Source organism: Cupriavidus pauculus, from assembly GCF_008693385.1.
Lineage (GTDB): Bacteria > Pseudomonadota > Gammaproteobacteria > Burkholderiales > Burkholderiaceae > Cupriavidus > Cupriavidus pauculus_D.
Genome location: NZ_CP044067.1, coordinates 107442 through 132447 on the forward strand (window position 1 = coordinate 107442; position 25006 = coordinate 132447).

Below are 25006 nucleotides of genomic sequence, written 5' to 3' on the forward strand. Positions count from 1 at the left end.
TGGCGTTCGATTGTAACCATTCGGTTGGGTCCGGTCAGTGGAACGGCACCCACATCATCTTGACCTCGACGTTGAGCAACCCCGACTTGACGGTCGGATCGTCGTTCGCGATGCGTGTGGCTTCCGCCAGGTCCTTCGCCTTGAAGATCGTCATGCCGCCGTCGTCGAGCACGCCCGACAGGCCGCCAGCCTCTTTCATGAACGGGCCGCTCAATACGGTCAGGCCGCGATCGTGCATCTCGATCATATAGGCCACATGCACGCCGAACTCTGGCTGCTCGTTGTACTTCACGCCCGGTACCCACTTGGGGCCGGGTGTCTGGAATGCGACAAAGTAATGGGGGCCGTTTTCGTCAACCATTTTCCGCTCCTTGCGGTGTCATCGTTGGAGCAAACATCGTTGGAGCAAAGATAGGCGCGCGGCGGGCCGGCCGGTAGAGGGCCCCGGGGCATAGCACGTATGCCCGCGAAGAATGGTCTGTCGAATGCGGTCTAGCGAATGGCGGTCTAGCGAATGGCGAGCAACGGGTCTGCCGCGAACGTCTCGGCGAGGAAGTCGATGAGCACGCGCGTGCGGGTCGGCAGCCGGCGGCTGCCGGGCCATACGGCGCTGATCGGAAAGGGGGCGGGGCGAAAGTCTTCCAGGAGCGGGACCAGCCGGCCTGCCTCGATATCGCGGGCATAGAGCCAGCCCGCGTTATGGCCGATGCCGAGGCCGGCCAGGACCGCGCCGCGTACGTACTCGGCGTCATTGCTGCGTACCGGTCCCGCGGGCACATGTTCGGTCGTGCCATGCGGGGTGGCGAACGGCCACGGACGCGGTGCGTCGCGCGACATCATGGCGATGCACGCGTGGCTCGCCAGATCCTCGATGGACTGCGGCGTGCCCGCGCGTGCGAGATAGGCCGGCGATGCGACGGTCGCGTATTGCGTACTGCCGATGCGCCGCGCGATCTCGGTCGAGTCGGTGAGGGGCCCGATACGGATCGCGAGGTCGATACCGTTCTCGATAAGGTTGATATAGCGCTGTTCGACGCTGAACTCGACCGATACCTCGGGATACCGTTCGAAGAACCGCGGCAGATGCGGCACGATCATCATGCGGCCGAATGCCGGCGACAGCGCGACGCGCACCACGCCGGATGGCGCTGCCTCGCCACGGACGACGAGCGATTCGACCTCGTCCACGCGTTCGACGACATCGACGGCGCCTTCGTAGAAACTCTGCCCTGCCTCGGTGAGGCTGAGTCCGCGCGACGTCCGGTTCAGCAACTGCGCCCCCAGCCGCTCTTCGAGGCCCGCGACGATCTTGCTCGCGGTCGGCTGGCCGATGCCCGCGGCGCGCGCCGCCTTCGAGAAGTTGCCCGTCTCCACGACGCGGATGAACAGCCGCATGACATCGATCCGATCCACAGCAGGCTCCCCTTTCGCCGTCGCACTGGCGGCTACCTTAGCACCGAAGTGTCTCGTTGTGCCTATGAATGGTGCACCGCGATGAAAAGACTCAAGCAAACAGAAAACGCTCCGATATCCGGGGGAAACCCGTCACCCCAATTTCGTTTTCGTTCTTCTTGATCGCCCCCCACATGAATCGCCTGACCCTGCGTAAGAAACTCTGGATCCCTCTCGTGCTGGCCTGGCTCGGCCTGTTATTGCTGACCGTCACGCATGCGTTCCAGACGCGGCAACTGCAACTGGCCGACCGTCGCGGCGAGCTCGCGAGTGTGGTCGATATGTCGATGTCGCTGATCCGCGACTACGCCGAGCAGGCGCGGCAGGGCAAGATCAGCGAGGCCGATGCCAAGTCGCAGGCCACGGCACGTATCGCCGCGCAGCGCTATGGCAAGGATGGCTATATCACCATCGTCGGGGCGGATTCGGCGGTGGTCATGCATCCGACCAATGCCAAGCTCAATGGCAAGAACATGCGCGATTTCAAGGATGCCAAGGGGTATCCGTTGTACGTGGAGATCGCCGCGCGTGGCGAGTCGTCCGAGGGAACGGGGTACCTGGAATACTGGTGGCCCAAGCCGGGCAGCGACGAACCCAGCCCCAAGATCGGGTATGTGTCGCGCTTCAAGCCGTGGGGCTGGGATCTGATTGCCGGCACGTATATGGATGACATCGAATCCCAGTTCCGCAGTTCGCTGTATCAGTCGGTGGGGCTGCTCGTGCTGCTGGGCATCGCGATCTCGGTGGTGGCGACGCTCGTCATTCGCAGCATCCAGCGATCGGTCGGCGGTGAACCGCCGGTGGCGGCCGCGCTGGCATTGCGCATGGCGAGCGGCGACCTGACCGTGCGCGCGGAAACGCGTGCCGATGATCGCAGCAGCCTGATGTACGCGATCGGCCATATGCGCGACCAGCTCGCCGGCACCGTGGCCGGCATCCAGCAATCGGCCGATGCGATCAACGCGGCGGCGCAGCAGATTGCCGCGGGCAATACGGATCTGTCGAGCCGCACCGAACAGCAGGCCGCGTCGCTGCAGCAGACCGCCGCGAGCCTCGAGCAGATTACCGCCGCCGTGCGCCAGAGCGCGGACAACGCGGCCGAGGCGAGCCGGTACGTGGCGGACGCCGCGCAGATCGCGGAGCGCGGCGGTAGCGTGGCCAGCGAGGTGGTGGACAAGATGCGCGGCATCACCGCGAGCTCGCGCAAGATCAACGACATCATCGGCGTGATCGACGGTATTGCGTTCCAGACCAATATCCTTGCGCTCAACGCCGCGGTGGAAGCGGCGCGTGCGGGCGAGCAGGGCCGTGGTTTCGCGGTGGTGGCGGGCGAGGTGCGGAGCCTTGCGCAGCGCAGCGCGGGTGCGGCCAAGGAAATCAAGACGCTGATCCTCGAGTCGGTGAACGAGGTCGATAGCGGGTCGATGCTGGTGGAGCAGGCCGGCCAGACCATGGCCGAGATCGTTACCGCCGTGGGCCGCGTCACGGCCATCATGGATGGCATCGCCACGGCAACGGCGGAGCAGCGCACGGGCATCGAGGAGGTCAACCGCGCGGTGTCGCAGATGGACCAGATGACGCAGCAGAACGCGGCGCTCGTGGAAGAGGCCAGCGCCGCGGCGGCGTCGCTCGAGGATCAGGCGGGGGCACTGCATCATGCGGTGTCGGCGTTCCGCGTGGCGGCCTGATCCAACGCTCGTCGGACTGGCAGGAATAGGCAGGGATTCGGCAGATTCGGCATAGCCGGCGACGCCCGGGGACGCTATCGTGCAGTCTTGATGCCCCCTCAGGATTCCTGCATGCTCGACCACGTCTTTCTCACCGTCAGCGACATCGACCGCTCGATTCGCTTCTACGAAACGGTACTGCCGACCCTCGGCATCGCCGCCCGTCACGACTACGACGGCAAGGACGGCCCGCCCGGGCATCCGGACCTGAAGGGCTTCGGTGCCAACGGGCGGTTGTTCTTCTGGCTACGGCAGGGCCCGGCCGCACCGGGCGCCGCGCACGTCGGCTTTATCGCGGACTCGGAAGCCGCAGTGAACACCGCCCACGCGGCGGCACTGGCGGCGGGCGCAACGGAGATCCATCCACCAGGCCCGCAACGGCACTACGACCCGCGCTATTACGCGGCACAGGTCAGGGACCCGGACGGGTACAGCCTCGAGTTCGTCTACAAGAGCTGGCAGCACGGGCATTGACCATGGCCTCAGGCTGGCGCTGTCCGCGCCGGCCCCCGATATTCGCGCGCGTAGTCCGGCGTCGCGATGCCCGGCTTCAGTCGTGGGCAGTCGCGGATCTCGCCTGGGACGATGTGTAGCGGTATGACGCCCGCCCACAAGTCCAGGTCGTAGTCGCCGTCCACTTCCTTCACACCGAGGTCGCGGACCTTGGCCGAGACTTCGTCGAGGGGGAAGCGCAGGATCAGCGTGGCGCCGATTTCGCTGGCCTTGTAGGGGCGGACACGGTGGCCCGGCAGGAACGACTCGATGACGGCGTCGAGGACCCCTGCCTTGTCCTCGCCTTCCACGACCTCGCCGTGGCCGTAGATCACCACCGAGCGATAGTCCACGCTGCAGCCGAAGCCCGATCGTCCCGCGACGATCGCATCGACGTGGGTCACCGTGATGCAGGCCGGCGCGCCCGCCGCCAGCGTCGTGAGCATGCGGTTCTGCGGGCTCCCGTGCAGGTAGACCGCATCGCCGATGCGCACGATGGTGGTGGGCATCACGCGCGGCATGCCGTCCGCGACGAAACCGACGTGGCAGACCAGCGCTTCGTCGAGGATGGCGTGCACCAGCGCGCGATCGTAGTGCCCACGTTCGGGCCGCCGGCGTATCCGGGTGTTCTCGGTGGGCGTGTAGCTGTCCACGTCAGGCTCCCTGCGCCGCCAGCGCGGCGCGCAGCGCGTCGTCGCCTTCATATGCGTTGCGCTTGCCCGTGTACGTGCCCGTGCTCAGTTCCTGTAGCGTTTCGTACAACGATGCCGGTACCGTGACGCCGTGTTGCACGGTGCGTTTGCGCGCCTCGTAACGGCGGTCCGACGGCAGCCGCGTGCCCGGTTGTTCGAGGATCTTCGAGAACAACTGCTCGCCATGCGCGAGTTGCGCGGCGCGATCGCCGTTGGCCATGCACCGCACGGGATCGATCGCAATGATCAGCTCGCCACCGCACGGCGCGCCGGTATTGGCCACGTCCTTCTCCCCGGCCTCGTAGCTCAGCAGATCGCCGACGAGCGGCCCCGCAAGCAGTTCCACCATCATGGCAATGGCCGCGCCCTTGACGCCGCCGAATGGCAGTTGCGCGCCCGCGAGCGCCGTCGCCGGATCGATCGTCGGTTGCCCATCGGGCCCCACGGCCCAGCCTTCCTCGAGTTGCCGGCCATCGCGCAGGCGCACCTGAATCTCGCCGCGCGCGCTCGCGCTCGATGCCTGATCGAACACTACGGGCGGATGATTGGCGCGCGGCCAGGCGAACGCCATCGGGTTGGTGCCATACAGCGGCCGGGTGCCGCCGGCCGGCGCGACATACGGGCTGGCCGCGACGAACGCAAAGGCCACCAGACCCCGCTCGCCAAGACGCTCCACCTCGGGCCACAACGCCGCCACGTTGAGCGCATTGTTGACGGCCATCGCCGCGATGCCGGTCTCGCTCGCCAGTTTGGCCAGCGGGGCATCGGCGACCTCGAGCGCGAGCGGAGAGAACCCATAGTGCGCATCGACCTTGAGCACGCCCGGTGCGAGCACGGACAGCGTGGGCTCCGCATCGCCCGATGCCTGGCCCGCGCGCAACGCGTTCACGTAGAACGGAATGCGGAACAGGCCATGATGGCGGCACTCGTCGCGTTCGGCGGCGGTGACGGTGTTGGCGATGGCCTGCGCGTGCCGCGCGCCGAACCCCTGCGCCTGCAGCAGGCGTTTGGCGAGGGCATGGACGTCGTCGAGCGTCATCGTGATGGCGTGAGGCATAAGGGGTCTCCTGTGGGTGTCGATAAGGGCGGGGGCGTACTTACTTGCGCACGAGCGGGCAGGCGCTGGCCGCAAGCGGCTGAAACGCTTCGTTGGCGGGAACCGTGTCGAGGATGCGGTAGTAATCCCACGCGGCCCTGGACTCGGCGGGTTTCTTGACCTCGACGAGGTACATGTCGTGCATGACCTGACCGTCTTCGCGAATCCAGCCGTTCTCCGTGTACATGTCCTTGACCGGCATCTGGCGCATCTTTGCCATCACGGCCGTGGCGTCATCGGTCCCGGCGGCCTCGACGCCCTTGAGGTAATGGCGCACCGCGGAGTAGACGCCGGCCTGCGTCATCGTGGGCATGGCCTTGCGCCGCTCGTAGAACTTGCGCGACCACGCGCGCGTGGCGTCGTTGCGGTCCCAGTAGAACGCGGTCAGGAACTGCAGGCCCTGCGCGCTCTTGAGCCCCATGCTGTGGACGTCCGTGATGAACACGGCGGGCGCGGCGAGCGATTGCTTGCGCGTGACGCCGAATTCCGCGGCCTGCTTGACGGTGGAGGCCATGTCGCTGCCCGCGCTGGCGGACACGATGACCTTCGCGCCGGAGCTTTGCGCCTGCAGCAGATACGAACTGAGGTCGGGCGAGTTCAGCGGGAATTTCACTTCGCCGAGCATCTTGCCGCCCGACTCGAGCACGGTCTTGCGGATATCGGCGGCGAATGCGTGGCCGAACGCGTAATCGACCGTCATCAGATACCACGAGTCGTAGCCGCGCTTCGACAGCAGCTTGGCCAGTCCATGACCATTGCTGTAGCTGTTGTAGACCCATTGCGTCGAGTACGGCGAGCATGACTTGCCCGTGAACTCGCTCGATGCGGCCGCGACGAGCGTGATTTTCTTGCGCTCGGCCGCAAGGCCCTGCACGGCCAGGCCGACGCTCGAGTTCGAGAAATCGGCGATGACATCGACCCCTTCGCGATCGAACCACTGGCGCGCCTTCGTGGCGCCGACGTCCGCCTTGTTCTGGTGGTCGCCGGCGACGATCTCGATGCGGCTGCCCGCGACCTTGCCGCCAAACTCCTCTATGGCCAGCCGCGCCGCCTCGACCGAGCCCTGGCCGGACAGATCCGAGTACGGGCCCGACTGATCGTTGAGGATGCCGATCTTCACGACGTTGTCGGAGATCTGTGCGTGGGTGGCGAAGGGCGCGAGCAGTGATGCGCTGAGCGCGAGGGGTCCGATGGCAGGGCGGATGGTGGGCATGGGGGCCTCCAAGGTGAATTTGCGTGAGACGCAAGTTGATTTGCATCGTACACAAATTTCATGGGAGGCAAAAGAATTATCTTGAGCGCACCATTTCGGCTCAAAATTTGCCCCACAGGCAATATCGCTCGCCGTTTCTGTGCATTCCGGATAAACTCGCGTGCACACAACCGACAACAACAGCCCATGAACGTTGAGCAACGCGTCGAGGCGGTGTCCCGGCAACTCGGCATGCGCATTCGCGCGGCACGAAAGGCGCGCGCCATCACGCTCGATGGCCTGAGCGAACAGACCGCGCTATCGGCAGGCTTCCTGTCGCGGCTCGAGCGCGGCGAGACGAATGCATCGATCTCCAACCTGATCGTGATTGCGGATCGGCTGGGCATTCCGTTGCGGGACTTCTTCGAAGGGCCGGGCCAGGAGCCCCAGCCCGAATTCGTGGTGAGCCGCGCGGCGGAGCGCAATGCCGCCGCGGCAATGGAAGGCAAGGGCTACACCTACCGCCTGACGAGCGGCGTGCTGGCCGACCAGCAGATGAGCGCGTTCGAACTCACGTACCTGCCCGGCGAAGCCATGCACCACGAGTCGTTGAGCCACAAGGGCGAAGAGGTCCTGTACCTGCTCGAGGGCGAACTCGAATTCGAGATCAACGGACAGGTGGCCGTGCTCGGCGCGGGAGACTGCGTCCACTTCAACTGCGAAAAGCCGCACCGCGGCCGCAATATCGGCAAGACGCCGGCGCGGCTGCTGATGGTCGTTACGCCGGTGGATTCGCTGGCGCCGTAGACGCAGGGCGGCGCGTCCGCGCCGGTTTCTGCACGGCCGCCTCGGCGCGCATCGCATCGAGGATGGCCTCGCTCTTGTGCATCAGGTGTGTCTTCAGAATGCTGGCCATGGCTGCCGCATCGCGGCGCTGCAGCGCATTGAGCATGCCTTCATGCTCGGCCATCGCGCGCGACCAGATCTCTTCGGTCATTGGCGAATCGAAGCGAATGCGACGAATGCGCGCGTTCAGCTGCGCGTACTGCGTCTGCAGTATGGGGTTGTGCGTGGCCGCGACGATCGCTTCGTGAATCCGCCGATTGGCATCGTAGTAGGGCGCCAGATCGCGCGCGCGGAATGCGGTCCGCAGGTCTTCATGCACGGCTTCCAGCGCGGCGAGCGCCGCCGGTTCGATGCGCTTGCAGGCCTGCTCTCCGGCCAGCGCTTCCAGCGCGCCGGCGACGGCGAACAACCCGTCCACCTCCTCCAGCGTCAACACGTGCACGCGCGCGCCGCGGTTGGGCAGCAGTTCCACATGCCCCTCGGCGGCGAGCACCTTCAATGCCTCGCGCAACGGCGTCCGGGACACGCCGAACCGTTCGCATAGCTCGGCTTCGGGGACCTTGGCGCCAGGCGGCACATCGCCGCGAATAAAGACTTCGCGCAGGTTGTCGAGGAGGGAGTTGTGGACGAATTCTTTGCTCATAACCGCGATTATGCATGCATTTTCGGCGGTATGGATGTCAAGGCGCCGATTTTTGACCCGTGTTTACCCGATCCTGCATGCAAATGGCTTGACCGCGCGCGACGCGGACTCCTACAGTGACATGCATTCACTTTAGCGATTAAGTGGATTTTCAACGCGATCGAATCAGGAGATAGGCTGAAAATGAATGCATTCCAACAGGGTATCCGCGAGATCGACGGCTCGACGCACGACGCGCAGCGTTATGTGAACGCGCTGGGGCCGCGCGGCGTCATCGGCATCATGACGCCGGGCCCGAACGTCAACGTCGAGAACGAGATGATGGACATGCGGCCGCGCGGCATCATCAACGCGGTGGACCGCTACTACGTGCCGAACCAGAAGATCGAGCAGAACGAGGATTGGTCGATCATCATGCGCAACGTCACCGCGAACCTCGACGACTCGGTGCGGCGCCTGCGGGAAGCGTTGATCGATCATCTGGTGCTGGGCATGTCCTCGCAAAGCTATATGGGCGGGGAGCGGGGCAGCTTTGCGCTGCTCGAGCATCTGGAAAAGATCTCCGGGTTGAACGTGACGATGGGCGCGCAGTCGGCGGAGCAGGCGTTCAAGCTGTGCGGTGCCAGGAAGATTGCGTTGCTGACGCCGTACTATCCGGTGATCGAGCAGAACGCGATCGACTACTTCACCGCTCGCGGATTCGAGGTGGTCCACGTGGAGGGGCTCAAGTGCAAGAGCATCATCCACGTTGCGTCGCAGACGTACGAAGAGCTTGCGGCCGCGACGATGCGCTGCGAGGCGGCAAAGCCCGATGCGATCCTGCAGCTCGGTACCAACCTTGCCTACGCCCGCGTGGCCAACGATGCCGAGAAGTGGCTGCGCAAGCCGGTGTTCGCATCGGGTCCGGTGATCTACTGGTCCGCGCTGCGAAAGATGGGCATCAAGGACCAGATCGACGGGTTCGGCAGCCTGATGTCACATCACTGAGCGGCAGCCAGCACGAGGAGACGGGACGTGAAACACATCCAACGGATCGTGCTGGCAGCCGCCCTCGGGCTGCTGACCGGCGCGACATATGCGCAGGACACTTATCCCGCGAAGCCCATCACGCTGCTGGTCGGCTTCGCGCCGAGCGGCGGCACCGACATCATTGCGCGGCAGCTGGGGCAGAAGCTTGGCGAGATCTTGAAGCAACCCGTGGTCATCGAAAACCGAGCGGGTGCCAGCGGCACGATCGCGGCCACGGCGGTCGCGCGGGCGAAGCCCGATGGCTATACGCTGCTGCTCGGGCATGTCAGTTCCAACGCGATGGTCCCGGCCATCACGCCGAAGCTGCCCTACGACCCCGAGAAGGACTTCACGCCGATCGTGCTGATCGGCACGGTGCCGCAGGTGATCGTCGTGCCGGCCAGCTCCCCGGCAAAGACGCTGGCGGACTTTATCGCGATGAGCAAGGCGAAGAAGGGGGCGGTGAACTATGCCTCGTCGGGTGTCGGCACGCAGCAGCATTTCGCCGCGGAGCTGTTCCAGTCGGCGACGGGCGCGACCATGACACATGTGCCGTACAAGGGCAGCGGCGCGGCGCTGACGGATCTGCTGAGCGGGCAGGTAGACGTGAACTTCGACACGGTGCCCACGGTGCTCCAGTACATCCGCAGCGGCCGCCTGCGCGCGCTGGCCGTCACGACGCCCACACGAGTCGCGTCGCTCCCCGATGTGCCAACGGTCGCGGAGTCGGGCATCCCCGGATTTGCGATCAGCGCCTGGTACATGCTGATGGGCCCGCCCAACCTGCCGGACAGCATTCGCGACACCCTGAACCATGCCGCCAACGATGCGCTGAAATCGCCCGACCTGCGGGAGAAACTCGGCGCGCTGAGTACCGAGATCAGCGGCGGGACATCGGCGTCGGCGCGCGACTACCTGAAGGCGGAGGTCATACGCTGGCAGCGCATTGCGGCGGAGAAGAAGATCGTGGCGGAGTGAGGGGGCGGGCGAGCGTGTCCGGGCTTGGCATAATGGCTCGACAACATCAAGCGCTGGCTGATTTGATCCTATGTGCGCTCGGCAAACCATTCACTGTAGGCGAACGCCGTGCGCGCATCGGCAATCAGCCGGTCCAGACGTGCGGCGTCCTCGCTGATAGGCATCGCGGCCTGGCGGAGCATCGATTCCCAACGGCTGGCCACGAGGATTGCGGTGGCAGAGATCCAGTCTGCGGCGGTATCGGTGTCCACCCCGAAATGCGATGCGGCGTCGATCAATCGTGCCGCGCTTGTGCGGCTGCTACCGTCCTTGCCTGTTGCCATGGCGAGTGCGGGTCCTTCGCCGATCGGCTGCGAAACAATGTTCGCCGCGGGCGTGATATCGAACGCCGGCGACAGGTGCCAGCCTTTCTCCAGGGAGCCGTCGTGCAGCAGGCCATGGTTGAGCGGATGATCGTCGATGTTGCCGACCAGCGCGTTGAACACCATGCGTTGCCAAAGTTCGCGCAGTTGCCGCGGCAGATCATCCCGGCCTCTCGCCCATACGCGCAGGCGATCGCCGAAGGCGAGATACGACCGGTGAGGGTCGCCGCGCACGGCATCGAGCCGTAAGCCGAGTACCGTATGGGCGCTCGCGTAGAGCTTGCGCTGTGGTCGATAGGGATCTCCAGCTCTATCGAAACGCTCGGCCAGCAATACCTGATGCGATCCAAACGTGACCAGTTCCACTGGGGCGACGTCGAGGCCCGCCGCTCGCGCAAGTTCCATCGTCACGAATTCGCGCGCGGGCAACGCAGGGCGGTCGCCGCGATCCTGCATCTTTGCAAGCCAGAGGCGACCGTCATGCACTAGTGTCGTCTTTGGACGCTCCCCACCAGCACTGGTCGCAAGATCCTCGTTCAATCGGCGCAATGCCCTGCTCGACGGCGCCGCGGCATCGAGTTCCTCCACCAGCGGTCGGAGTTCGTCGAGTCCTTTCGGCCGCCACGCGAGCTTGCGTTCGATATCGATGCATGCCTCGACCGCGCCGACGCCATCGGGCACCCCGAGTTCCAGAAGCTGCAGGGCACTCAGCGGGGTGCCCGCTTGTGCGGCGAGTCTGTCCGCACCGTATCCGGCGGGTTTCGCATCGCGTATGACGCCGGGCAAGCCGTCGGCACCGCGAATGGCGATTCCGCGGGCGCTACGTACCGGGCGAAGTTCGAGAGGGTCGAGGGGCCGTGCCTCGGCGCGATCGAGATAGTCGGCACAGTATGCGAAGCGAGACGATGCCCGGTCGACAGTCAGGTCTGCCGCATGCAATGGCGCGTCCTGACCCGGTGGCCACGCCCAGATCGGTACGGTCGCCATCAGCCTTCTCCCAGTTGTCGCGTTGCGAAAGCAACGAACTCGGGGTCGTTCTGCGGCGCCAGCAGGTCTTCCAACTGATCCAGAAGCCCCAACCCCTGAAGCACCTTGAGCAGGTTGCCGGTCGATACGCCATCGCCGCCGTTTTCGATCGTGCGGAGGGTCGATAACGAGACGTCGGAAAAATGGGCCAGCTGCTCCTGCGTCATTTCGCGGACCTTGCGGGCGCTCACCACGCGGGTGCCCAGACGCTCCAGCGCGGTCTGCACGAGAACGGGGGTGTGCTTCGGTGGGCGGCGAGGCGGGCTCATCACCGAAGTCTAGATAGCAATCGCCATAATATCAACGATTTATGGCAAAAAATCGTTGACGGTATGGCGATTATAAGGCGTTGTAAGCCTCATAAGGCACATGCATCTCGAGGTTACTCGAACCGATGCGCCGCCAGTTCCAGTGTCTCCGCCATCTGGGCCGAGTTCATCTGGAAGCGGACCACGCGGTTGATGTCCGGGGCGTACCACGCCGTGGCCGAGTAGGGGGAGCTGACAGTGCCGCCGCCGCCGTTGATGACGCGTTGGACGTAGCCGCGATAGGTGATGCGGATGGTGCGGAACTGGCCGGCGGGTGTGGAGATGTCGGATTCGCTGCTGGCGATGCCGTCGATGTTCGTCAGCGTGCCGCCCGCCTGCTTGTACGAGAGTTTCCAGCGCTGGCCGACCTTTACGCCCGCGGGGACCCAGCCCGTCGGGGGCGATGCCGCGTCGAACTCGCCGCCGGCGGGCGTGACGATGCGTTCGAGGCTGCCGTCGGGGCGTTCGATGCGGCCGCCCTGGTTGATGATTACGCGGTCGGCTTCGATGCGGTCCACGCGGTATCTCACTTCCGACTGGCGGCGCGTCAGATTGTCCGTCAGTACGTATTGCCAGACCTCGCCGACGCGTGGCGAGCCGTCCGATGCGGCGGCTTGCGGGGCAACCGGGGCGCCGGCCGCACCGGTGCCGCGTGCCGAGTCATTCGCGGAAGGCTGATAGTTTGCCAGCGCCGTCGCGCCGCGCGCGTTGATATCGCGCACCCATGCGGCGGGTACCGCGCGCTGGCGTGGCGGCGGATTGCCTGCGGACGACAGGAGGATGCCAACCAGTCGGCCGCCGTCGTCGAACAGCGCACCACCGTTGGCCGCCGCATCCTGCGGTACCGCCAGCTCGATGCTCGACAGCTTGTAGTCCGTCCCCGCCTGCAGTCCGGTGACCGCCGATTCGCGCACCGCGACCGCGCCGCCGGCCACGGATGCCAGCACCATCTTCTGGCCGAGCGTCGGCGCCGTGTTGCCCGCGGCGAGGGTCACGCCCGTGCCCGGCAGGTTCGGCACCTTGAGCAGGCAGAGATTGCGTTCGACATCGGGCGCGGCGAGCGTGGCCTCGTAGGAAACGTTGTCGCGCACGACGGCAATCGATCGCGCGCCGGCGAGCGCATTGCATGCCGTCACCACCTGGTTCTGGCCGATGACGACGCCAGAGGTATTGGCGATGGCATTCCCCTGCGCGCCAGCCGCGCGGACCGCGTAGACGTTGGTCGTGATCTGTTCCAGGCCGATGGCGCTGGCTGGCGTGGCGGTGGCCGCGAGCGCGGCGAGCAGCAGGGTGCGGTGAGACATGCGGATAGATGCGGAATATTCTTTGTCGTGGGCTCGCCCGCACTGCGGCGGGTCGCGCGTAATGTATCAAGCCGGACAAACCGGCAGGCCCCCGCGAAGGAGGGGTGGCGGTAACCGTCCCGGCACGGACCGCATTTGCATCGTCGGAAACCTTCGTGGACCCGTGGCGGCGTGCTGCCTAGACTGGGCGCTTCCCTGACTCAGTGCCGCCAACATGAAACGACGCCACGTTCTTGCCTCGATTGCCCTCGCCCTTGCCGCAGTCGCCACGACCACCGCCGCCCACGCCCAGCGCGCCGACCGCCCGCTCAAGGTCGGTGTGCGGGGCGGCGTGGACGAGGAGATCTGGGAGGTGGTCACCCGCGTGGCAGAGAAGCAGGGTCTCAAGGTGCAGACGATCATCATTACGGGCACCGCCAGCCCCAACGAGGCGCTGAACAACGGCGACCTCGATGCCAACTCGTTCCAGCACATCCCGTTCCTGCGGGACCAGATCAAGCAGCGTGGCTACAAGATCGTCGATGTCGGCCATACGCTGATCTCGCCCATCGCGTTCTACTCGAAGAAGTACAAGTCGCTCGATGCGCTGCCCAACGGCGCGCGCATTGGCCTGCCGAACGATCCGAGCAACCAGACACGCGCGCTCGTGATCCTGCGCGACAAGGGCCTGATCAAGCTGCGCGACGGTTTCGATCCGTTCACCGGTACCGTGGGGCTGGCGGACATCACCGCGAACCCGAAGAAGTTCGAGTTCATCGAGACCGCCGGCGTGGTGCAGCCGCGCGCGCTGCCGGACGTCGATGCCGCGGCCATCGTGAATACATTCGCCTATCAGGCCGGACTGATCGCCACGCGCGATGGCATTGCCGTGGAGAAGAAGGAGAACAACCCGTACGTCAACGTGATCGCGGTGCGCGAGAAGGACAAGGCCGCGCCTTGGGTCGCGCCGCTGGTCAAGGCCTACCACTCCGACGAAGTGCGCCAGTTCATCCTGACCAAGTTCCAGGGCTCGGTGATCCCGGCGTTCTGATCCGCCATGTCCAATCTGCAAACAAGCGACCCGCATATCGTTTTCGACCGCATCGGCAAGACGTATGCGGGCGCCCCTGCGCCCGCACTGGCCGAGATCTCCTTCAGCGTCGCGCGCGGCGAGATGTTCGGCATCATCGGCCGCAGCGGCGCGGGGAAATCCACGCTGCTGCGGACCATCAATATGCTGGAGCGGCCCGATACCGGACGCGTATCGATCGACGGCCGCGATATCGGCGTGCTGGACGACGATGGGCTCGTGGGTTTGCGCCAGCGCATCGGCATGATCTTCCAGCACTTCAACCTGCTGTCGGCGAAGACCGTGTTCGAGAACGTGGCGCTGCCGCTCCGTGTGGCCGGCGTGCCGGCGAAGGACATCGCGCCGCGTGTCAACGAGGTGCTGGCGCTGGTCGGCCTCGAGGGCAAGGCAAAGGTCTACCCCGCAAAGCTGTCGGGCGGCCAGAAGCAGCGCGTGGGCATCGCCCGGGCACTGGTCAATCATCCCGAGATTCTGCTTTGCGACGAGGCCACGTCCGCGCTCGATCCGGAGACCACCGAGCAGATCCTCGCGCTGCTGCGCGATATCCATCGCAAGATCGGCCTCACCGTCGTGCTGATCACGCACGATATGGCCGTGATCCGCGAGGCATGCGATCGCGTGCTTGTGCTCGATCATGGGCGCATCGTCGAACAGGGCACCGTGTGGGACGTCTTCACCGAGCCACGCGCCGAGGCGACCATCGCATTGCTGCGCCCGTTGCGTCCCCTTCGCCCCCCACGGCCGGCGCAAGGCCGTGAACCGCATCCATCCGCCACACCGCAACCGGAGGCCCCACGCCATGTGGCTGCCAGTCTTTGACAAGTACGTAAAAGCTTTCGGCGAGACGCTGCTGATGACGGGCGCCGCCTGCGCGGTGGTGTTCGTCGCCGGCATGGCGCTCGCGCTTGTGCTGACCGTGACCGCGCCGCGAGGCCTGGCGCCGCGTCCGCGCCTGCACCGCGTGCTGTCCGTGCTCGTGAACATGTTCCGCGCGATCCCGTTCATCATCCTGCTCGTCGCGATGCTGCCGGTAACGCGCATGATCGTGGGCACGACCATGGGCACCTGGGCCGCCGTCGTCCCGCTGAGCGCGCATCTGATTCCGTTCTTCGCGCGCGTATCGCAGGTCGCGCTCAACGAGATCGATCCCGGGCTCGTGGAGGCCGCGCGGGCGATGGGCTGCCGCCGCTGGCATATCGTGCGACACGTGCTGTTGCCGGAAGCCTTGCCGGCGCTGCTCGGCGGCGCCACGGTGACCGTGATCGCGATGATCGGGTCGTCGGCGATGGCCGGCGCCGTCGGCGCGGGCGGCCTCGGCGATCTGGCCATCCGGTATGGATACGAGCGCTACGAGACGGCGGTGATGTTCAATGTGATCGTCATTCTCGTGGCACTCGTCACGCTCGTGCAGTTCAGTGGCGAACGGCTGGCGCGGCACTTCGATCGCAGACGCTGATTCAGCTGGCCGCGCCGTGCGAGGCGAGCACCGGATCGCCTTCCACGGCCACCGACGCACGGCCATCGGGCCCTACCGGCACATCGCCGACGAGCGTCACGCGATAGAGCTGCCGATCGAAGTCGAGATCGAAGATATCGGTCGGCGCCAGATGCGCGGTGGACCGGTTGTCCCAGAACGCGAGGCTGCCCGGCTCCCACTTGAAACGCACCGTGAACTCGGGGCGTATCGCATGTTCCCAGAGTAATTCCAGAATCTGCTGGCTTTCGCGAGGCGCGAGGTCCTTGACCGATTTCAGGAAGGACGGGCTGACGTAGAGCGCGCGCTCGCCTGTTTCCGGATGCACGCGCACGAGCGGATGCTCGCTGACGAGCGACGCGCGATTGACCAGCGCGTCGAACTCGCGCGTGCCGCTGGCGCCGGCCGGGGCCGTAAAGCGATGAATGCCGCGCAGCCCATCGACAAACGCGCGCAGCGGCGCCGACAGCGCCTGATAGGCGGCGACGAGGTTGGTCCATTGCGTGTCGCCGCCATACGGCGGGATGGTCACGCCGCGCAGGATCGATGCGGCGGGCGGATTGACCGCGGCCGTCACGTCGGTGTGCCAGCCGGTCCAGGGCCGCACGTTCGTCTGGCCCTGAAAGCGGTTGGCCTTGCGATGCTTGCCGATCGAGTACACCTCGGGGTGCCCCTCCACATGGCCGAACACGGGGTGTCCCACGGTCAGCTCGCCGAATTGCCGCGCGAACGCGACCTGCGTATCGTGCGTCAGCGGCTGGTCGCGGAAGAACACGACCTTCCAGCGCAGCAGCGCGCGGCGAATCGCGGCGACCTGCGCGGCGGGGAGCGGTTGCGTGAGGTCGGCGCCATGAATCTCCGCGCCGATATGCGCGGACAGCGGGGCGATGCGAAGCCCTGCCTGGGCGGCGCCCAGATCCGCATCGCCGGGGGCGTCGGACAGGTCGGTGGCGGCGAGTTGGGTCTGTGTCATGTGTGCACCTCGGTTCGGGGTGGGGTGGTCGGTGTCAGATCGACATGGCAGGCCACGCGATGCGCGGCAGTCGAAGCGTTCGGCCCGGCGACCTCGCGCAATACGGGCTTTTCCTGCCGGCAGCGCGCGGTGGCATACGGGCAGCGGGCCTGATAGCGGCAGCCGGCGGGCAGCGCGACGGGCGACGGGATGTCCGCGGGCGGTGCACCGGCGGTCGTCGAATCGACGCGGGTCTCGCTCGCGGCGATCAGCGCGCGCGTGTAGGGATGCGCCGGGCGGCGCAGGATCTCGTCGCGCGGGCCGATCTCCATGAACTCGCCCAGATAGAGCACGCCGATCTGGTCGCTCATATAGGCGACCACGGCGAGATCGTGCGAGATCAGCACGTAGGTCAGCGCCTGTTCGCGCTGGATATCCTTGAGCAGATTGAGGATCTGCGCCTGAATGAAAACGTCGAGCGCGGAGACCGGTTCGTCGAGCACGAGCGCGCGCGGCGAGAGGCCCAGCGCGCGCGCGATGGCCACGCGCTGGCGCTGGCCGCCGCTCAGCTGGTTCGGATATCGCGTGGCGAGCTCGGGCATCAGGCCGACCGCCGCGAGCAGCGCGCCCACGCGCGCCTGCAGGACCTTGCCGCGATACAGATCGTGCACGCGCATGGGTTCGGCGACGATATCGCCGATACGCATCATCGGGTTCAGCGAGGCGTAGGGGTCTTGCAGGACGGGTTGCACAAGCCGGTGGAACGCCTTGCGCTCGCGCGCGCCGCGCAGCGATAGCGGGGCGCCATCGACGCGGAGCGTGCCGGCCGTCGCGGGTTCGGCCGCGAGCAGCAGCCGTGCGAGCGTGCTTTTGCCGGAGCCCGACTCGCCGACGAGGCCGAATGTGGTGCCGGCGGGCACGTCGAAGCCGACGCCCGACACGGCGTGCAGCGTGCGGCTGGCGCCAAGGAGGCCGTTGCGGACCTGGTAGGTTTTGTGCAGATCCCGAGCGGAGAGAAATGCCGGGTGTGCCGTCATGCAACCCTCCTGCGTGGATGGGTGGCCGCGTCCGCCGGTACGTCGGCGGCCGGCCCGATAGACCGTTGCACGCGCTGCACCGTATGCCAGCACGCCACACGCCGCCGACCCTCGTCCCATTCGAACCAGTTGGGATAACGCGCATGGCAGCGTTCATCGGCCTCCCCGCAGCGCGCCGCGAAGCGGCAGCCATCGGCCCATGCGCGCGCAAGCGGCGGTGTGCCGGGAATCGTGCGCAGCGCGGCATCCCGATCGTGCAGCGAGGGCACGGCGCTCAGCAGGCCCTCCGTGTACGGATGCACGGGATGTGCAAAGACATCGGCAATCGGCCCGTGTTCCACCACGCGGCCCGCATACATGATGGCCACGTCGTCGCAGAACTGGGACGCGAGCTGCAGATCGTGCGTGACGAAGACGATAGTGAGGTTTCGCGATGCCTGCAGGGACTTCAGCAGACCCAGAATCTGCATCTGCACCGTGACATCGAGCGCGGTCGTCGGCTCGTCGCAGATCAGCAGGTCCGGCGCGCACGCCAGGTTGATCGCGATGCAGACACGCTGCCGCATCCCGCCGCTGAACTGGAACGGATAGCTGTCCAGGCGCTCTGTCGCGGCGGGAATGCGCACGGCCTCGAGCGCTTCGATACTCAGGCGCCGCAACGTGGCCCGATCGGTAATGCCATGGTGCCAGCGAAAGACTTCGGCAATCTGGTCGCCGATCGTCAGCAGCGGATTGAGCGCCGTCATCGCGTCCTGCAGCACCATGCCGATGCGCTTGCCGCGCAGCGCGCGCAATTGCCGTGGGCGCAAGCGCACGAGGTCGGCGCCGTCGAACAGCACTGCGCCCTCCACGATGCGGCCGTTGGGCGGCAGGAGGCCGAGCATCGACGCGCAGGTCATGCTCTTGCCGGAGCCCGACTCGCCGACGAGCGCGAGGATCTTGCCGCGCCGGACCTTGAGGTTGACATGATCGACGGCGGTCACCGTGCCGCCCTGCGTCACGAGCTGCGTGGTGAGATTGCGGGTTTCGAGAAGAATGTCCATGGTGTCGTCCTGTCACCAGCTTTCGGGAATCACGGGGTTCAGCTTTTCCCGCAGGACGTCGCCGAGCTGGTTCGCGGCCAGTACCGTGACGATGAGCACCGCGCCGGGCAGCACGCAGATCCACCATGCATTGCTCAGATGGCTGCGGCCCTCGGCGATCATCGATCCCCACGACGCGAGCGGCGGCTGGACACCGAGGCCCAGAAAGCTCAGCGTGGCTTCCAGCACGATCACGCTGCCGAGGTCGAGCGTGGCCAGCACGATCAGCGTGCCCAGCACGTTCGGCACGATATGGCGGCGCAGGATCCATCCGGTGCCCGCGCCCGCCAGGCGCGCGAGCAGTACGTATTCGCGCGATTTCAGCGAGAGGACCTCGCCGCGCGTGACGCGCGCGAAACGGGCCCAGTTGGCCAGCGTGAGCACGATCACGAGGTTCGTCATATCGACGCCGATCACGCCGGCCAGCACCAGCGCCAGGATGACGGCCGGGAATGCCAGCTGCATGTCGGTCAGGCGCATGATGAACGCGTCGGCCGCGCCGCCGAGATAGCCGGCCACCACGCCGAGCGTCGTGCCGATCAGCCCCGCCAGGCCGACGACGATGAGCGCGACGGTCAGCGAGACGCGCGCGCCGGCGATCACGCGCGACAGGATGTCGCGGCCGAGCGGATCGGTCCCCATCCAGTGCGTGGCGGAGGGCGGCTGGAACGTGTCGGCGAGCGAGATCGCCACGGGATCGAACGGTACGATCAGCGGTGCCAGCAGCGCGCAGAGGCCGATCACGAGCACGGCGGCGATGGCGGTCCACTTCTGCACGCGCGCGGCAAGACGGCGTGAGCGCGGAGGGGCGGCGGGCACGGCAATCGGCTCCGACGGCAGTTCTCGGATCAGCGGCAGGACATTCCGCGGCAGCACATCAGGCATAGCGAATCCGAGGGTCGATGACGGCGTACAGCAGGTCCACCGCCAGGTTGACGAGCGCGAACACGACCGCCGCGATGGTCACGGCGGCCTGCACGATCGTGTAGTCGAGGTTGTTGATCGAATCGAGGATCAGTTGCCCGACGCCGGGCCAGGCGAAGACCACCTCGACCGACACCGCGCCGCCGAGCAGCACACCGAACTGCAGCGAGACGAAGGTGATGACGGGAAGGATGGCGTTGCGCAGCGCATGCCGAAACACAATGACCGGTTCGGGCACGCCCTTGATGCGCGCGAACTTGATGTACTCCGAATGCAGGACCGTGGTCATGCTCGAGAGCGTCAGTCTTGCCACGCCCGCCGCGGCGTACCAGCCCAACGCGCACATCGGCAGGATCAGATGCGCCACGGAGCCATAGCCGCCGGTCGGAAACCAGCGGAATTCGAGCGAGAACAGCTTGACGAAGATGAGGCTGAAGAAGAACGGCGGCGCCGCCTGCCCGAGCACGCCAAACACCTTGGCGAACTGGTCGACGACGCCGTGTGGCCAGAGCGCGGACGCGATACCCAGCGGCAGCCCGATCAGCACGGCCACGCCGAGCGCGGCCACGGCGAGGATCAGCGTGGGCAGCAGTGCTTCCGCGACGACGCCGAGCGCGGGACGCGAGAAGCGGTACGAGGTCCCGAAGTCGCCATGCGCGAGGTCGCCAAGAAAGCTCGCGAACTGCACCGGCAGGGGCCGGTCGAGCCCCATCTGCTGGCGCAGGACGACGCGGTCCGCCTCCGTGGCCTCGGGTGGCAGCATCAGGTGCGTCGGGTCGCCAATCGCGCGGACGATCGTAAAGATCAGCGCGATCACGAGCAGGACCGTCAGCGCGGATTGCGCGAGGCGCCGGAGGAGGTAGTTGAGCATGCCCGGCTTACTTCCACGCCGCTTCGCGGAAGTTCAGGCTCCAGCCGGCCACCTGCGGCTTCCAGTCCAACTGCGGGTCCTTGACGTAGATGACCTTGGGTTCGGCCAGCAGCACGGCCTGCCCGTCGTCACGCGTGACCTGCAGGATCTGCCGGAAGATGGCGTCCCGCTTTGCCTTCTCGGGCTCGCCATCGACCTGCGTGACGAGTTTCTCGACCTCGGGATTGAAATAGTCCGACCACGTGCCGTCCTTCGTCGCCGCGCCGCCGATGACGTGAATCGGGTCGTAGATCGCGTTGCCGAAGCCCATGACGACGAGCGGGCCGCTCTGGTGCGTATTGTTGAGGCGGTTGTAGGCGACCGAGTCGATGACCTTGATCTGTGTGCGGATGCCGACCTGACCCCAGTACGCGGCCAGCGTCTCGCAGATGACGCGCGGCTGGTTGCTCGGGCAGGTGAGGCTGGTATCGAAGCCCTTGGCATACCCCGCTTCGCCGAGCAGCTGTTTTGCCTTCGCGATATCGAACGCGAACGGCTTCAGCGCGGGATTGCTGCCATACGGATAGCTCGACGGAATCAGCGAATTGAGTTCCGCCGCCTGGCCACGCAACACGCTGGCGATCAGCGCCTTCTTGTCCACCGCATAGTTCATCGCGAGCCGGACGTCGCGCTTCGATAGCGGCGAGGCGGCGTCGTTGGAGTAGATGCGGATATGCAGCGGGCTGCCGCCATCGACCACTTCTGCCGCGAGCCCCTTGTTGGCTTGCAGGCGTTCGAGGTCGGTCGGCAGCACTTCGGTGGCCAGATCGACCTCTCCCGCCAGCAGCGCGCTGGCGCGGCTGCTGGCCTCGGGCACGACCTTGTAGACGAGGCGCGAGACCGCAGGTTTGGTGCCCCAGAAGCCGTCGAAGCGTTCGAACGCGAGCTCGCGCCCGACCTGATTGCGCACGATCTTCCACGGGCCGGTGCCGATGGGGGCCTGGGCAAAGGCATCGGCGTTCGGCAGCGACTGCGCGTACCTGTGCGGCACGATATAGAGATAGCCGGCCAGCTTGTTCAGGAACGCCCCATCCTTTTTCTTGAGGCGGAACACCACGGTCTGCGGATCCTTGACCGTCGTCGATTCGATGATCGGTGCGAAGAACGGGCGCCGCGTACTCTTCGACTCGGGTTGCAGCACACGGTCCATCGAGAACTTGACGTCATCGGCGGTGAAGGCGTCGCCGTTCTGGAACTTGACGCCCTTGCGCAGCTTGAAGGTCCAGACCAGACCGTCGCCGCTGATATCGTAGCCGGTGGCAAGGCGCGGTTCGAGGTTGCCCTGGCGGTCGAAGCCATAGAGCGCGTCGAACGCGTTCCATGCGTACTTGGCCGACTCGACGCTCGGCGGAATCAGCGGGTCGAGGTTGGCGGGCAGAGCGGTGATGGCGACGACCACCGTCTGCTTGTCGACGGCGGGCTTGCCGTCGATGGCGCCGGCGGGGAGGGTGACGGCGAGCAGCGCGGCGGCGAGGGTCGTTCCGGCGACGGTGCGGTGCGGGGAGGGGAGCGACAGCTTCATGTTCTGGACAGGGATGGACGTGACAGCGCCTTGTGGCGGAAGGGGTGGTCAGGAGAACACGACAGGGTCGGATTCGAGGGGGACGTGTGCGGCGGCGTGGTGAGCATCGACGCGCGATACCGCATGGCGCGCCGCGCGCCGGCCGCCAACGATGCATTCGGCAAGATTGCCGCCCGCCATATACAGATGGCCAAACGCGCTGCCAAGCTCGCCAGCCGCATACAGGCCGGCGATGGCGCGGCCATCCACATCGAGCACGCGCTGGTCGGCATCGTGGACGGGGCCGCCCTGCGTATTGATGACGAGCGGCCAGACCCGCGCGAGATAGAACGGCGCGCGCGCAATGGGACGCATGGTGGACGGCGGGCGACCGAACGCGTCGTCGTGCCGCGCGGCACACGCGTCGTTCCAGGCGTCCAGCGCCGCGGCAAGGGCGGCCTCGGGCATGTCCGCCAGCGCGGCCAGTGACGATACGGACGCCGCCTCGCGGAAGATGCCGAGCGCGAGCTCCTGCCCGTTGTCCTCGCTCCATGCAAACGCGCGCGCGGCTGCGGGCGCATCGGGCGTGACGTGGGCGATGAAGCGGCCAAGCTTGTACATGGCGAAGCCATCGGCATCGAGCACCATCCATGCCGGCAGCCGCGTATTGCGCCCGTGGTTGCCGTCGAGATGCGAAAAGTGCCGCACGCCCGTATCGCCGGGGTAGGGCTCGTACTCGTTGGCAAAGCGCCGGCCGAGCTGATCGATGAGGATCCACGGCATGACAGGCAGATTGTCGTGTGCATGCCCGGGCGTCCACATCGGAAAGCTCTTTGGGTACAGCCCGAACGGAAACGCCGGATCCGGATGCCGAAAGCCATAAGGGCCGTGAAAGTGCCACATATGCCAGAGGTCCGCTCCGAGCGCCTGCGCCATGCGAATGCCATCGCCGGTGTTGCCGAGGAAGCTGCCATTGAGCACCTCGGCGGGCTCGAACCATGCCTGCTGCATGCGGAGGTCGGCCTCGAAGCCGCCACAGGCGAGAATGACGCCACGCGTCGCATGGACGCGCAACGCACCGTGCGCGTCCGCGAGCATGGCGCCATGCACGGGGCCGTCCTCATCGCGCAATAGCCGCGTCGCGCGCGTGCCGGTCAGCACGGAGATCGGCCGCCGTTCCACATGCGCCTGCAATAGCCCGAAGAATCGCGCCCCGGGCGGCGACAGCGCGGTCACGTGGCCGGGAATGCGATCGCCGAACGCGAGGTCGTCCGGCAGCGACCGCACTTCCGCATAGCCGAGGGACTCGAACCCGGGGAACGGATAGTTCCCGACGGCCTCGCGCACGACGAGCTCGGCGCCAATGTCCTCGGCCAGCGCACGCAGCCATGCCGGAAAGTCCTGCATACCCTGCGCGAGCACTTGCAGGACGTCGTCGGGCGTGCGGTCACCACAGGTGTGGCGCAGATAGTCGAGCGCGGCATCGGCGTCGAACGCCATGCGCGCGCCGCCGGCGGAGACCACGGACAGGCCGCCGGGCCAGGGCATCTTCTCGACGAGCAGCACGCGCGCACCGGCGTCGGCGGCCTCGATCGCCGCGGCCGCGCCCGCGGCACCGTATCCGATCACGAGCACGTCGCACGTCAGCGTCCGCATGGTCATCGCTGCCGCGTGGAATCGAAGGCCTGCCCCAGCATGGCGGCACCGATCGTCTGATGCGTGCGGTCGTGTCCGACGTGCAGGACGTGCGTGTGCAGGTCGCGGATCAGCCGTCCCAGCGGATGATCGTCGAACAGCGCGGTGGAACCCGTCAGGCGGCCCATCGTTTCGGCCGCAAGCATCGCGGCCTGCGCGCAGGTGGACTTGGCGGCCATCGAGGTCAGCTCGGCCCGCTGCACGTCCCCGGCGCGCCATATGGCAATCGCACGGTCGAGCGAGGCGGCGGCCGCCTGCAGGGCGACCTGTACCTCGCCGACGTGCGCCTGTACGAACGGATCCGCCACGCGCTCGGGAAAGTCGCGCAGCCAGTCCGTGGCCCATCCGGCGATCCCTTCGCCCATGCCCAGATAGTTGGCCGCAAAACCCAGATGGAAACGCCCCTGCCAGCGGCCGCGTACATAGTCGCCTGGGCGGCCCAGCACATGCGAGGCCGGAACGCGGACGTCGTCGAGCTGGACGCGCGGGCTTTCCGCCACGCGCATGCCGGTGGGGCGATACCAGCCCCCGATCTGCGTAACACCGGCCATCGACGGTTCCACGAGGACCATCTGCTGGTTATGGATCAGGCCGTCGGGACCGTCCACCGATGCAAAGGCGAGCCCGTAACCGTGCTCGATGCCGTTGGTCGCGTATTGCTTGACGCCCGTGACGCGGAGGCCATCGCCGTCGGCGACGGCACGCGTCTGGTAACGCGGCGAGCCCGGCGCGAGACCGGGCTCGCTGCCGAGGAATGCGAACAGCGAGAGCCGCTCGCGTTGCGGCGCGAGAAACCGCGCGTGCTGCGAGGGTGTGCCGGTCTCCCACACGGTCCATAGCGCATGGTTGTGCACCTGGAGGCAATGGGCCGTGCCCGGCGACACGCGAGCAATCGTGCGGATCGCCTGCAGATAGGTACCGGGGTCGTCCGTGCCGAGCCGGCTGTCGGCGCCACCGAGCGCGTCCGGCAATGTCAGGCGCAGCCAGCCACCGTCGTGCAGTTCGCGCAGGTTGTCGAGCGGCAGCGCCGCGTGCTCGTGCGCCAGCGCTTCACGCGCGGCGAAGCGCGTCTCCACGAGGTGGCGCAGTGCGGCGAGATCGGGGCGGGAAGATCGGCTGGCGGAAGGGGGGATACGGGGGGCAACGTTCATCGAACGCATTTTGCGAACGCGCACCTTACGGAACAAAGACTCATTTCGTATATGGATGGCGGGCGCCAACCGGTATCGACATGCG

General features: G+C 66.5%; 25 protein-coding genes. 8 read left to right on the plus strand and 17 right to left on the minus strand.

Going from position 1 to position 25006, the window contains the following annotated elements; all coding sequences use genetic code 11:
- Nucleotides 1-34: 34 nt before the first annotated feature.
- The gene (locus tag FOB72_RS18730; RefSeq protein ID WP_150374251.1) at nucleotides 35-361 is read right to left on the minus strand and encodes a YciI family protein; all 327 of its coding nucleotides are present in this window, start codon (nucleotides 359-361) and stop codon (nucleotides 35-37) included.
- Between the two features lie 146 nt (nucleotides 362-507).
- Nucleotides 508-1413 carry a LysR family transcriptional regulator gene (locus FOB72_RS18735; RefSeq protein WP_150374252.1) on the minus strand — a complete coding sequence of 302 codons (906 nt, stop codon included), beginning with the start codon at nucleotides 1411-1413 and terminating at the stop codon, nucleotides 508-510.
- 173 nt (nucleotides 1414-1586) lie between these two features.
- On the opposite strand from FOB72_RS18735, the gene FOB72_RS18740 reads away from it, so the two are divergent.
- A complete protein-coding gene (locus FOB72_RS18740) occupies nucleotides 1587-3140 on the plus strand; it encodes a methyl-accepting chemotaxis protein (RefSeq protein WP_150374253.1) in 1554 nt (517 codons plus the stop codon).
- 111 nt (nucleotides 3141-3251) lie between these two features.
- Nucleotides 3252-3653: a VOC family protein gene (locus tag FOB72_RS18745; protein ID WP_150374254.1), complete on the plus strand. Its 402-nt coding sequence runs from the start codon at nucleotides 3252-3254 to the stop codon at nucleotides 3651-3653.
- An 8-nt stretch (nucleotides 3654-3661) separates the two neighbouring features.
- Here the strand turns inward: FOB72_RS18745 and FOB72_RS18750 are convergent, their stop codons facing one another.
- From FOB72_RS18750 to FOB72_RS18760, 3 genes are read right to left on the minus strand one after another with little or no spacing between them, the layout of a single operon-like run.
- Nucleotides 3662-4324, minus strand: coding sequence for a pyridoxamine 5'-phosphate oxidase family protein (locus FOB72_RS18750; protein WP_191002333.1), 663 nt, complete (start codon nucleotides 4322-4324; stop codon nucleotides 3662-3664).
- Nucleotide 4325: 1 nt separating this feature from the next.
- Complete coding sequence (locus FOB72_RS18755) at nucleotides 4326-5420, minus strand: Ldh family oxidoreductase (protein ID WP_223851690.1); 1095 nt, start codon at nucleotides 5418-5420, stop codon at nucleotides 4326-4328.
- 40 nt (nucleotides 5421-5460) lie between these two features.
- Complete coding sequence (locus FOB72_RS18760) at nucleotides 5461-6672, minus strand: ABC transporter substrate-binding protein (protein WP_150374256.1); 1212 nt, start codon at nucleotides 6670-6672, stop codon at nucleotides 5461-5463.
- A gap of 186 nt (nucleotides 6673-6858) precedes the next feature.
- On the opposite strand from FOB72_RS18760, the gene FOB72_RS18765 reads away from it, so the two are divergent.
- Nucleotides 6859-7458, plus strand: a complete 600-nt coding sequence (locus FOB72_RS18765) for a cupin domain-containing protein (protein ID WP_191002334.1) — start codon at nucleotides 6859-6861, stop codon at nucleotides 7456-7458.
- On the opposite strand, the gene FOB72_RS18770 is transcribed toward FOB72_RS18765, so the two are convergent.
- Nucleotides 7430-8140, minus strand: coding sequence for a GntR family transcriptional regulator (locus tag FOB72_RS18770; RefSeq protein WP_150374258.1), 711 nt, complete (start codon nucleotides 8138-8140; stop codon nucleotides 7430-7432). The two genes, FOB72_RS18765 and FOB72_RS18770, sit on opposite strands and share 29 nt — an antisense overlap.
- A gap of 183 nt (nucleotides 8141-8323) precedes the next feature.
- Between FOB72_RS18770 and FOB72_RS18775 the strand changes: the two genes are divergently transcribed.
- The gene (locus FOB72_RS18775; RefSeq protein WP_150374259.1) at nucleotides 8324-9127 is read left to right on the plus strand and encodes an igiC; all 804 of its coding nucleotides are present in this window, start codon (nucleotides 8324-8326) and stop codon (nucleotides 9125-9127) included.
- A gap of 27 nt (nucleotides 9128-9154) precedes the next feature.
- Nucleotides 9155-10126, plus strand: coding sequence for a Bug family tripartite tricarboxylate transporter substrate binding protein (locus tag FOB72_RS18780; protein ID WP_150374260.1), 972 nt, complete (start codon nucleotides 9155-9157; stop codon nucleotides 10124-10126).
- 68 nt (nucleotides 10127-10194) lie between these two features.
- Here the strand turns inward: FOB72_RS18780 and FOB72_RS18785 are convergent, their stop codons facing one another.
- The 3 genes from FOB72_RS18785 to FOB72_RS18795 form a co-directional block, all read right to left on the minus strand.
- Nucleotides 10195-11475 carry a type II toxin-antitoxin system HipA family toxin gene (locus tag FOB72_RS18785; RefSeq protein WP_150374261.1) on the minus strand — a complete coding sequence of 427 codons (1281 nt, stop codon included), beginning with the start codon at nucleotides 11473-11475 and terminating at the stop codon, nucleotides 10195-10197.
- Nucleotides 11475-11741 carry a helix-turn-helix domain-containing protein gene (locus FOB72_RS18790; protein WP_223851691.1) on the minus strand — a complete coding sequence of 89 codons (267 nt, stop codon included), beginning with the start codon at nucleotides 11739-11741 and terminating at the stop codon, nucleotides 11475-11477. Before FOB72_RS18790 ends, FOB72_RS18785 begins: the two co-directional genes overlap by 1 nt.
- 155 nt (nucleotides 11742-11896) lie before the next feature.
- Nucleotides 11897-13126 (minus strand): serine protease, encoded by a 1230-nt coding sequence (locus tag FOB72_RS18795; RefSeq protein ID WP_150374263.1) that lies wholly within the window; start codon nucleotides 13124-13126, stop codon nucleotides 11897-11899.
- A gap of 214 nt (nucleotides 13127-13340) precedes the next feature.
- Between FOB72_RS18795 and FOB72_RS18800 the strand changes: the two genes are divergently transcribed.
- Genes FOB72_RS18800 through FOB72_RS18810 form a run of 3 tightly spaced genes read left to right on the plus strand, consistent with a single transcriptional unit; the run spans nucleotide 13341 to nucleotide 15651 of the window.
- Nucleotides 13341-14156 carry a MetQ/NlpA family ABC transporter substrate-binding protein gene (locus tag FOB72_RS18800; protein ID WP_150374264.1) on the plus strand — a complete coding sequence of 272 codons (816 nt, stop codon included), beginning with the start codon at nucleotides 13341-13343 and terminating at the stop codon, nucleotides 14154-14156.
- A 6-nt stretch (nucleotides 14157-14162) separates the two neighbouring features.
- Nucleotides 14163-15014: a methionine ABC transporter ATP-binding protein gene (locus FOB72_RS18805; RefSeq protein ID WP_150374265.1), complete on the plus strand. Its 852-nt coding sequence runs from the start codon at nucleotides 14163-14165 to the stop codon at nucleotides 15012-15014.
- Nucleotides 14995-15651, plus strand: coding sequence for a methionine ABC transporter permease (locus FOB72_RS18810; protein WP_150374266.1), 657 nt, complete (start codon nucleotides 14995-14997; stop codon nucleotides 15649-15651). The genes FOB72_RS18805 and FOB72_RS18810 overlap by 20 nt, the downstream gene beginning before the upstream one ends.
- 1 nt (nucleotide 15652) lies before the next feature.
- On the opposite strand, the gene FOB72_RS18815 is transcribed toward FOB72_RS18810, so the two are convergent.
- From FOB72_RS18815 to FOB72_RS18850, 8 genes are read right to left on the minus strand one after another with little or no spacing between them, the layout of a single operon-like run.
- Nucleotides 15653-16642: a TauD/TfdA dioxygenase family protein gene (locus FOB72_RS18815; RefSeq protein ID WP_150374267.1), complete on the minus strand. Its 990-nt coding sequence runs from the start codon at nucleotides 16640-16642 to the stop codon at nucleotides 15653-15655.
- Nucleotides 16639-17658, minus strand: coding sequence for an ABC transporter ATP-binding protein (locus FOB72_RS18820; RefSeq protein WP_150374268.1), 1020 nt, complete (start codon nucleotides 17656-17658; stop codon nucleotides 16639-16641). The genes FOB72_RS18815 and FOB72_RS18820 overlap by 4 nt, the downstream gene beginning before the upstream one ends.
- Nucleotides 17655-18701, minus strand: coding sequence for an ABC transporter ATP-binding protein (locus FOB72_RS18825; protein WP_150374269.1), 1047 nt, complete (start codon nucleotides 18699-18701; stop codon nucleotides 17655-17657). The genes FOB72_RS18820 and FOB72_RS18825 overlap by 4 nt, the downstream gene beginning before the upstream one ends.
- A 12-nt stretch (nucleotides 18702-18713) precedes the next feature.
- A complete protein-coding gene (locus FOB72_RS18830; RefSeq protein WP_150374270.1) occupies nucleotides 18714-19625 on the minus strand; it encodes an ABC transporter permease in 912 nt (303 codons plus the stop codon).
- Nucleotides 19618-20535, minus strand: a complete 918-nt coding sequence (locus FOB72_RS18835; RefSeq protein WP_150374271.1) for an ABC transporter permease — start codon at nucleotides 20533-20535, stop codon at nucleotides 19618-19620. Before FOB72_RS18835 ends, FOB72_RS18830 begins: the two co-directional genes overlap by 8 nt.
- A 7-nt stretch (nucleotides 20536-20542) precedes the next feature.
- Nucleotides 20543-22096, minus strand: coding sequence for an ABC transporter substrate-binding protein (locus tag FOB72_RS18840; protein WP_150374272.1), 1554 nt, complete (start codon nucleotides 22094-22096; stop codon nucleotides 20543-20545).
- Between the two features lie 48 nt (nucleotides 22097-22144).
- The gene (locus FOB72_RS18845; protein WP_150374273.1) at nucleotides 22145-23737 is read right to left on the minus strand and encodes an FAD-dependent oxidoreductase; all 1593 of its coding nucleotides are present in this window, start codon (nucleotides 23735-23737) and stop codon (nucleotides 22145-22147) included.
- Nucleotides 23734-24921, minus strand: a complete 1188-nt coding sequence (locus tag FOB72_RS18850; protein ID WP_191002335.1) for an acyl-CoA dehydrogenase family protein — start codon at nucleotides 24919-24921, stop codon at nucleotides 23734-23736. Before FOB72_RS18850 ends, FOB72_RS18845 begins: the two co-directional genes overlap by 4 nt.
- Between the last annotated feature and the right edge of the window lie 85 nt (nucleotides 24922-25006).

What these genes read in the sequence shown, in the direction of transcription:
- FOB72_RS18770 (WP_150374258.1), bottom strand. Translation starts at nt 8,140, where the DNA reads ATGAGCAAAGAATTCGTCCACAACTCCCTCCTCGACAACCTGCGCGAA.
- FOB72_RS18800 (WP_150374264.1), top strand. Translation starts at nt 13,341, where the DNA reads ATGAAACGACGCCACGTTCTTGCCTCGATTGCCCTCGCCCTTGCCGCA.
- FOB72_RS18805 (WP_150374265.1), top strand. Translation starts at nt 14,163, where the DNA reads ATGTCCAATCTGCAAACAAGCGACCCGCATATCGTTTTCGACCGCATC.
- FOB72_RS18845 (WP_150374273.1), bottom strand. Translation starts at nt 23,737, where the DNA reads ATGACCATGCGGACGCTGACGTGCGACGTGCTCGTGATCGGATACGGT.
- FOB72_RS18785 (WP_150374261.1), bottom strand. Translation starts at nt 11,475, where the DNA reads ATGGCGACCGTACCGATCTGGGCGTGGCCACCGGGTCAGGACGCGCCA.
- FOB72_RS18815 (WP_150374267.1), bottom strand. Translation starts at nt 16,642, where the DNA reads ATGACACAGACCCAACTCGCCGCCACCGACCTGTCCGACGCCCCCGGC.
- FOB72_RS18775 (WP_150374259.1), top strand. Translation starts at nt 8,324, where the DNA reads ATGAATGCATTCCAACAGGGTATCCGCGAGATCGACGGCTCGACGCAC.
- FOB72_RS18840 (WP_150374272.1), bottom strand. Translation starts at nt 22,096, where the DNA reads ATGAAGCTGTCGCTCCCCTCCCCGCACCGCACCGTCGCCGGAACGACC.
- FOB72_RS18810 (WP_150374266.1), top strand. Translation starts at nt 14,995, where the DNA reads ATGTGGCTGCCAGTCTTTGACAAGTACGTAAAAGCTTTCGGCGAGACG.
- FOB72_RS18850 (WP_191002335.1), bottom strand. Translation starts at nt 24,921, where the DNA reads ATGAACGTTGCCCCCCGTATCCCCCCTTCCGCCAGCCGATCTTCCCGC.
- FOB72_RS18825 (WP_150374269.1), bottom strand. Translation starts at nt 18,701, where the DNA reads ATGGACATTCTTCTCGAAACCCGCAATCTCACCACGCAGCTCGTGACG.
- FOB72_RS18765 (WP_191002334.1), top strand. Translation starts at nt 6,859, where the DNA reads ATGAACGTTGAGCAACGCGTCGAGGCGGTGTCCCGGCAACTCGGCATG.
- FOB72_RS18830 (WP_150374270.1), bottom strand. Translation starts at nt 19,625, where the DNA reads ATGCCTGATGTGCTGCCGCGGAATGTCCTGCCGCTGATCCGAGAACTG.
- FOB72_RS18820 (WP_150374268.1), bottom strand. Translation starts at nt 17,658, where the DNA reads ATGACGGCACACCCGGCATTTCTCTCCGCTCGGGATCTGCACAAAACC.
- FOB72_RS18795 (WP_150374263.1), bottom strand. Translation starts at nt 13,126, where the DNA reads ATGTCTCACCGCACCCTGCTGCTCGCCGCGCTCGCGGCCACCGCCACG.
- FOB72_RS18760 (WP_150374256.1), bottom strand. Translation starts at nt 6,672, where the DNA reads ATGCCCACCATCCGCCCTGCCATCGGACCCCTCGCGCTCAGCGCATCA.
- FOB72_RS18740 (WP_150374253.1), top strand. Translation starts at nt 1,587, where the DNA reads ATGAATCGCCTGACCCTGCGTAAGAAACTCTGGATCCCTCTCGTGCTG.
- FOB72_RS18835 (WP_150374271.1), bottom strand. Translation starts at nt 20,535, where the DNA reads ATGCTCAACTACCTCCTCCGGCGCCTCGCGCAATCCGCGCTGACGGTC.
- FOB72_RS18745 (WP_150374254.1), top strand. Translation starts at nt 3,252, where the DNA reads ATGCTCGACCACGTCTTTCTCACCGTCAGCGACATCGACCGCTCGATT.
- FOB72_RS18755 (WP_223851690.1), bottom strand. Translation starts at nt 5,420, where the DNA reads ATGCCTCACGCCATCACGATGACGCTCGACGACGTCCATGCCCTCGCC.
- FOB72_RS18730 (WP_150374251.1), bottom strand. Translation starts at nt 361, where the DNA reads ATGGTTGACGAAAACGGCCCCCATTACTTTGTCGCATTCCAGACACCC.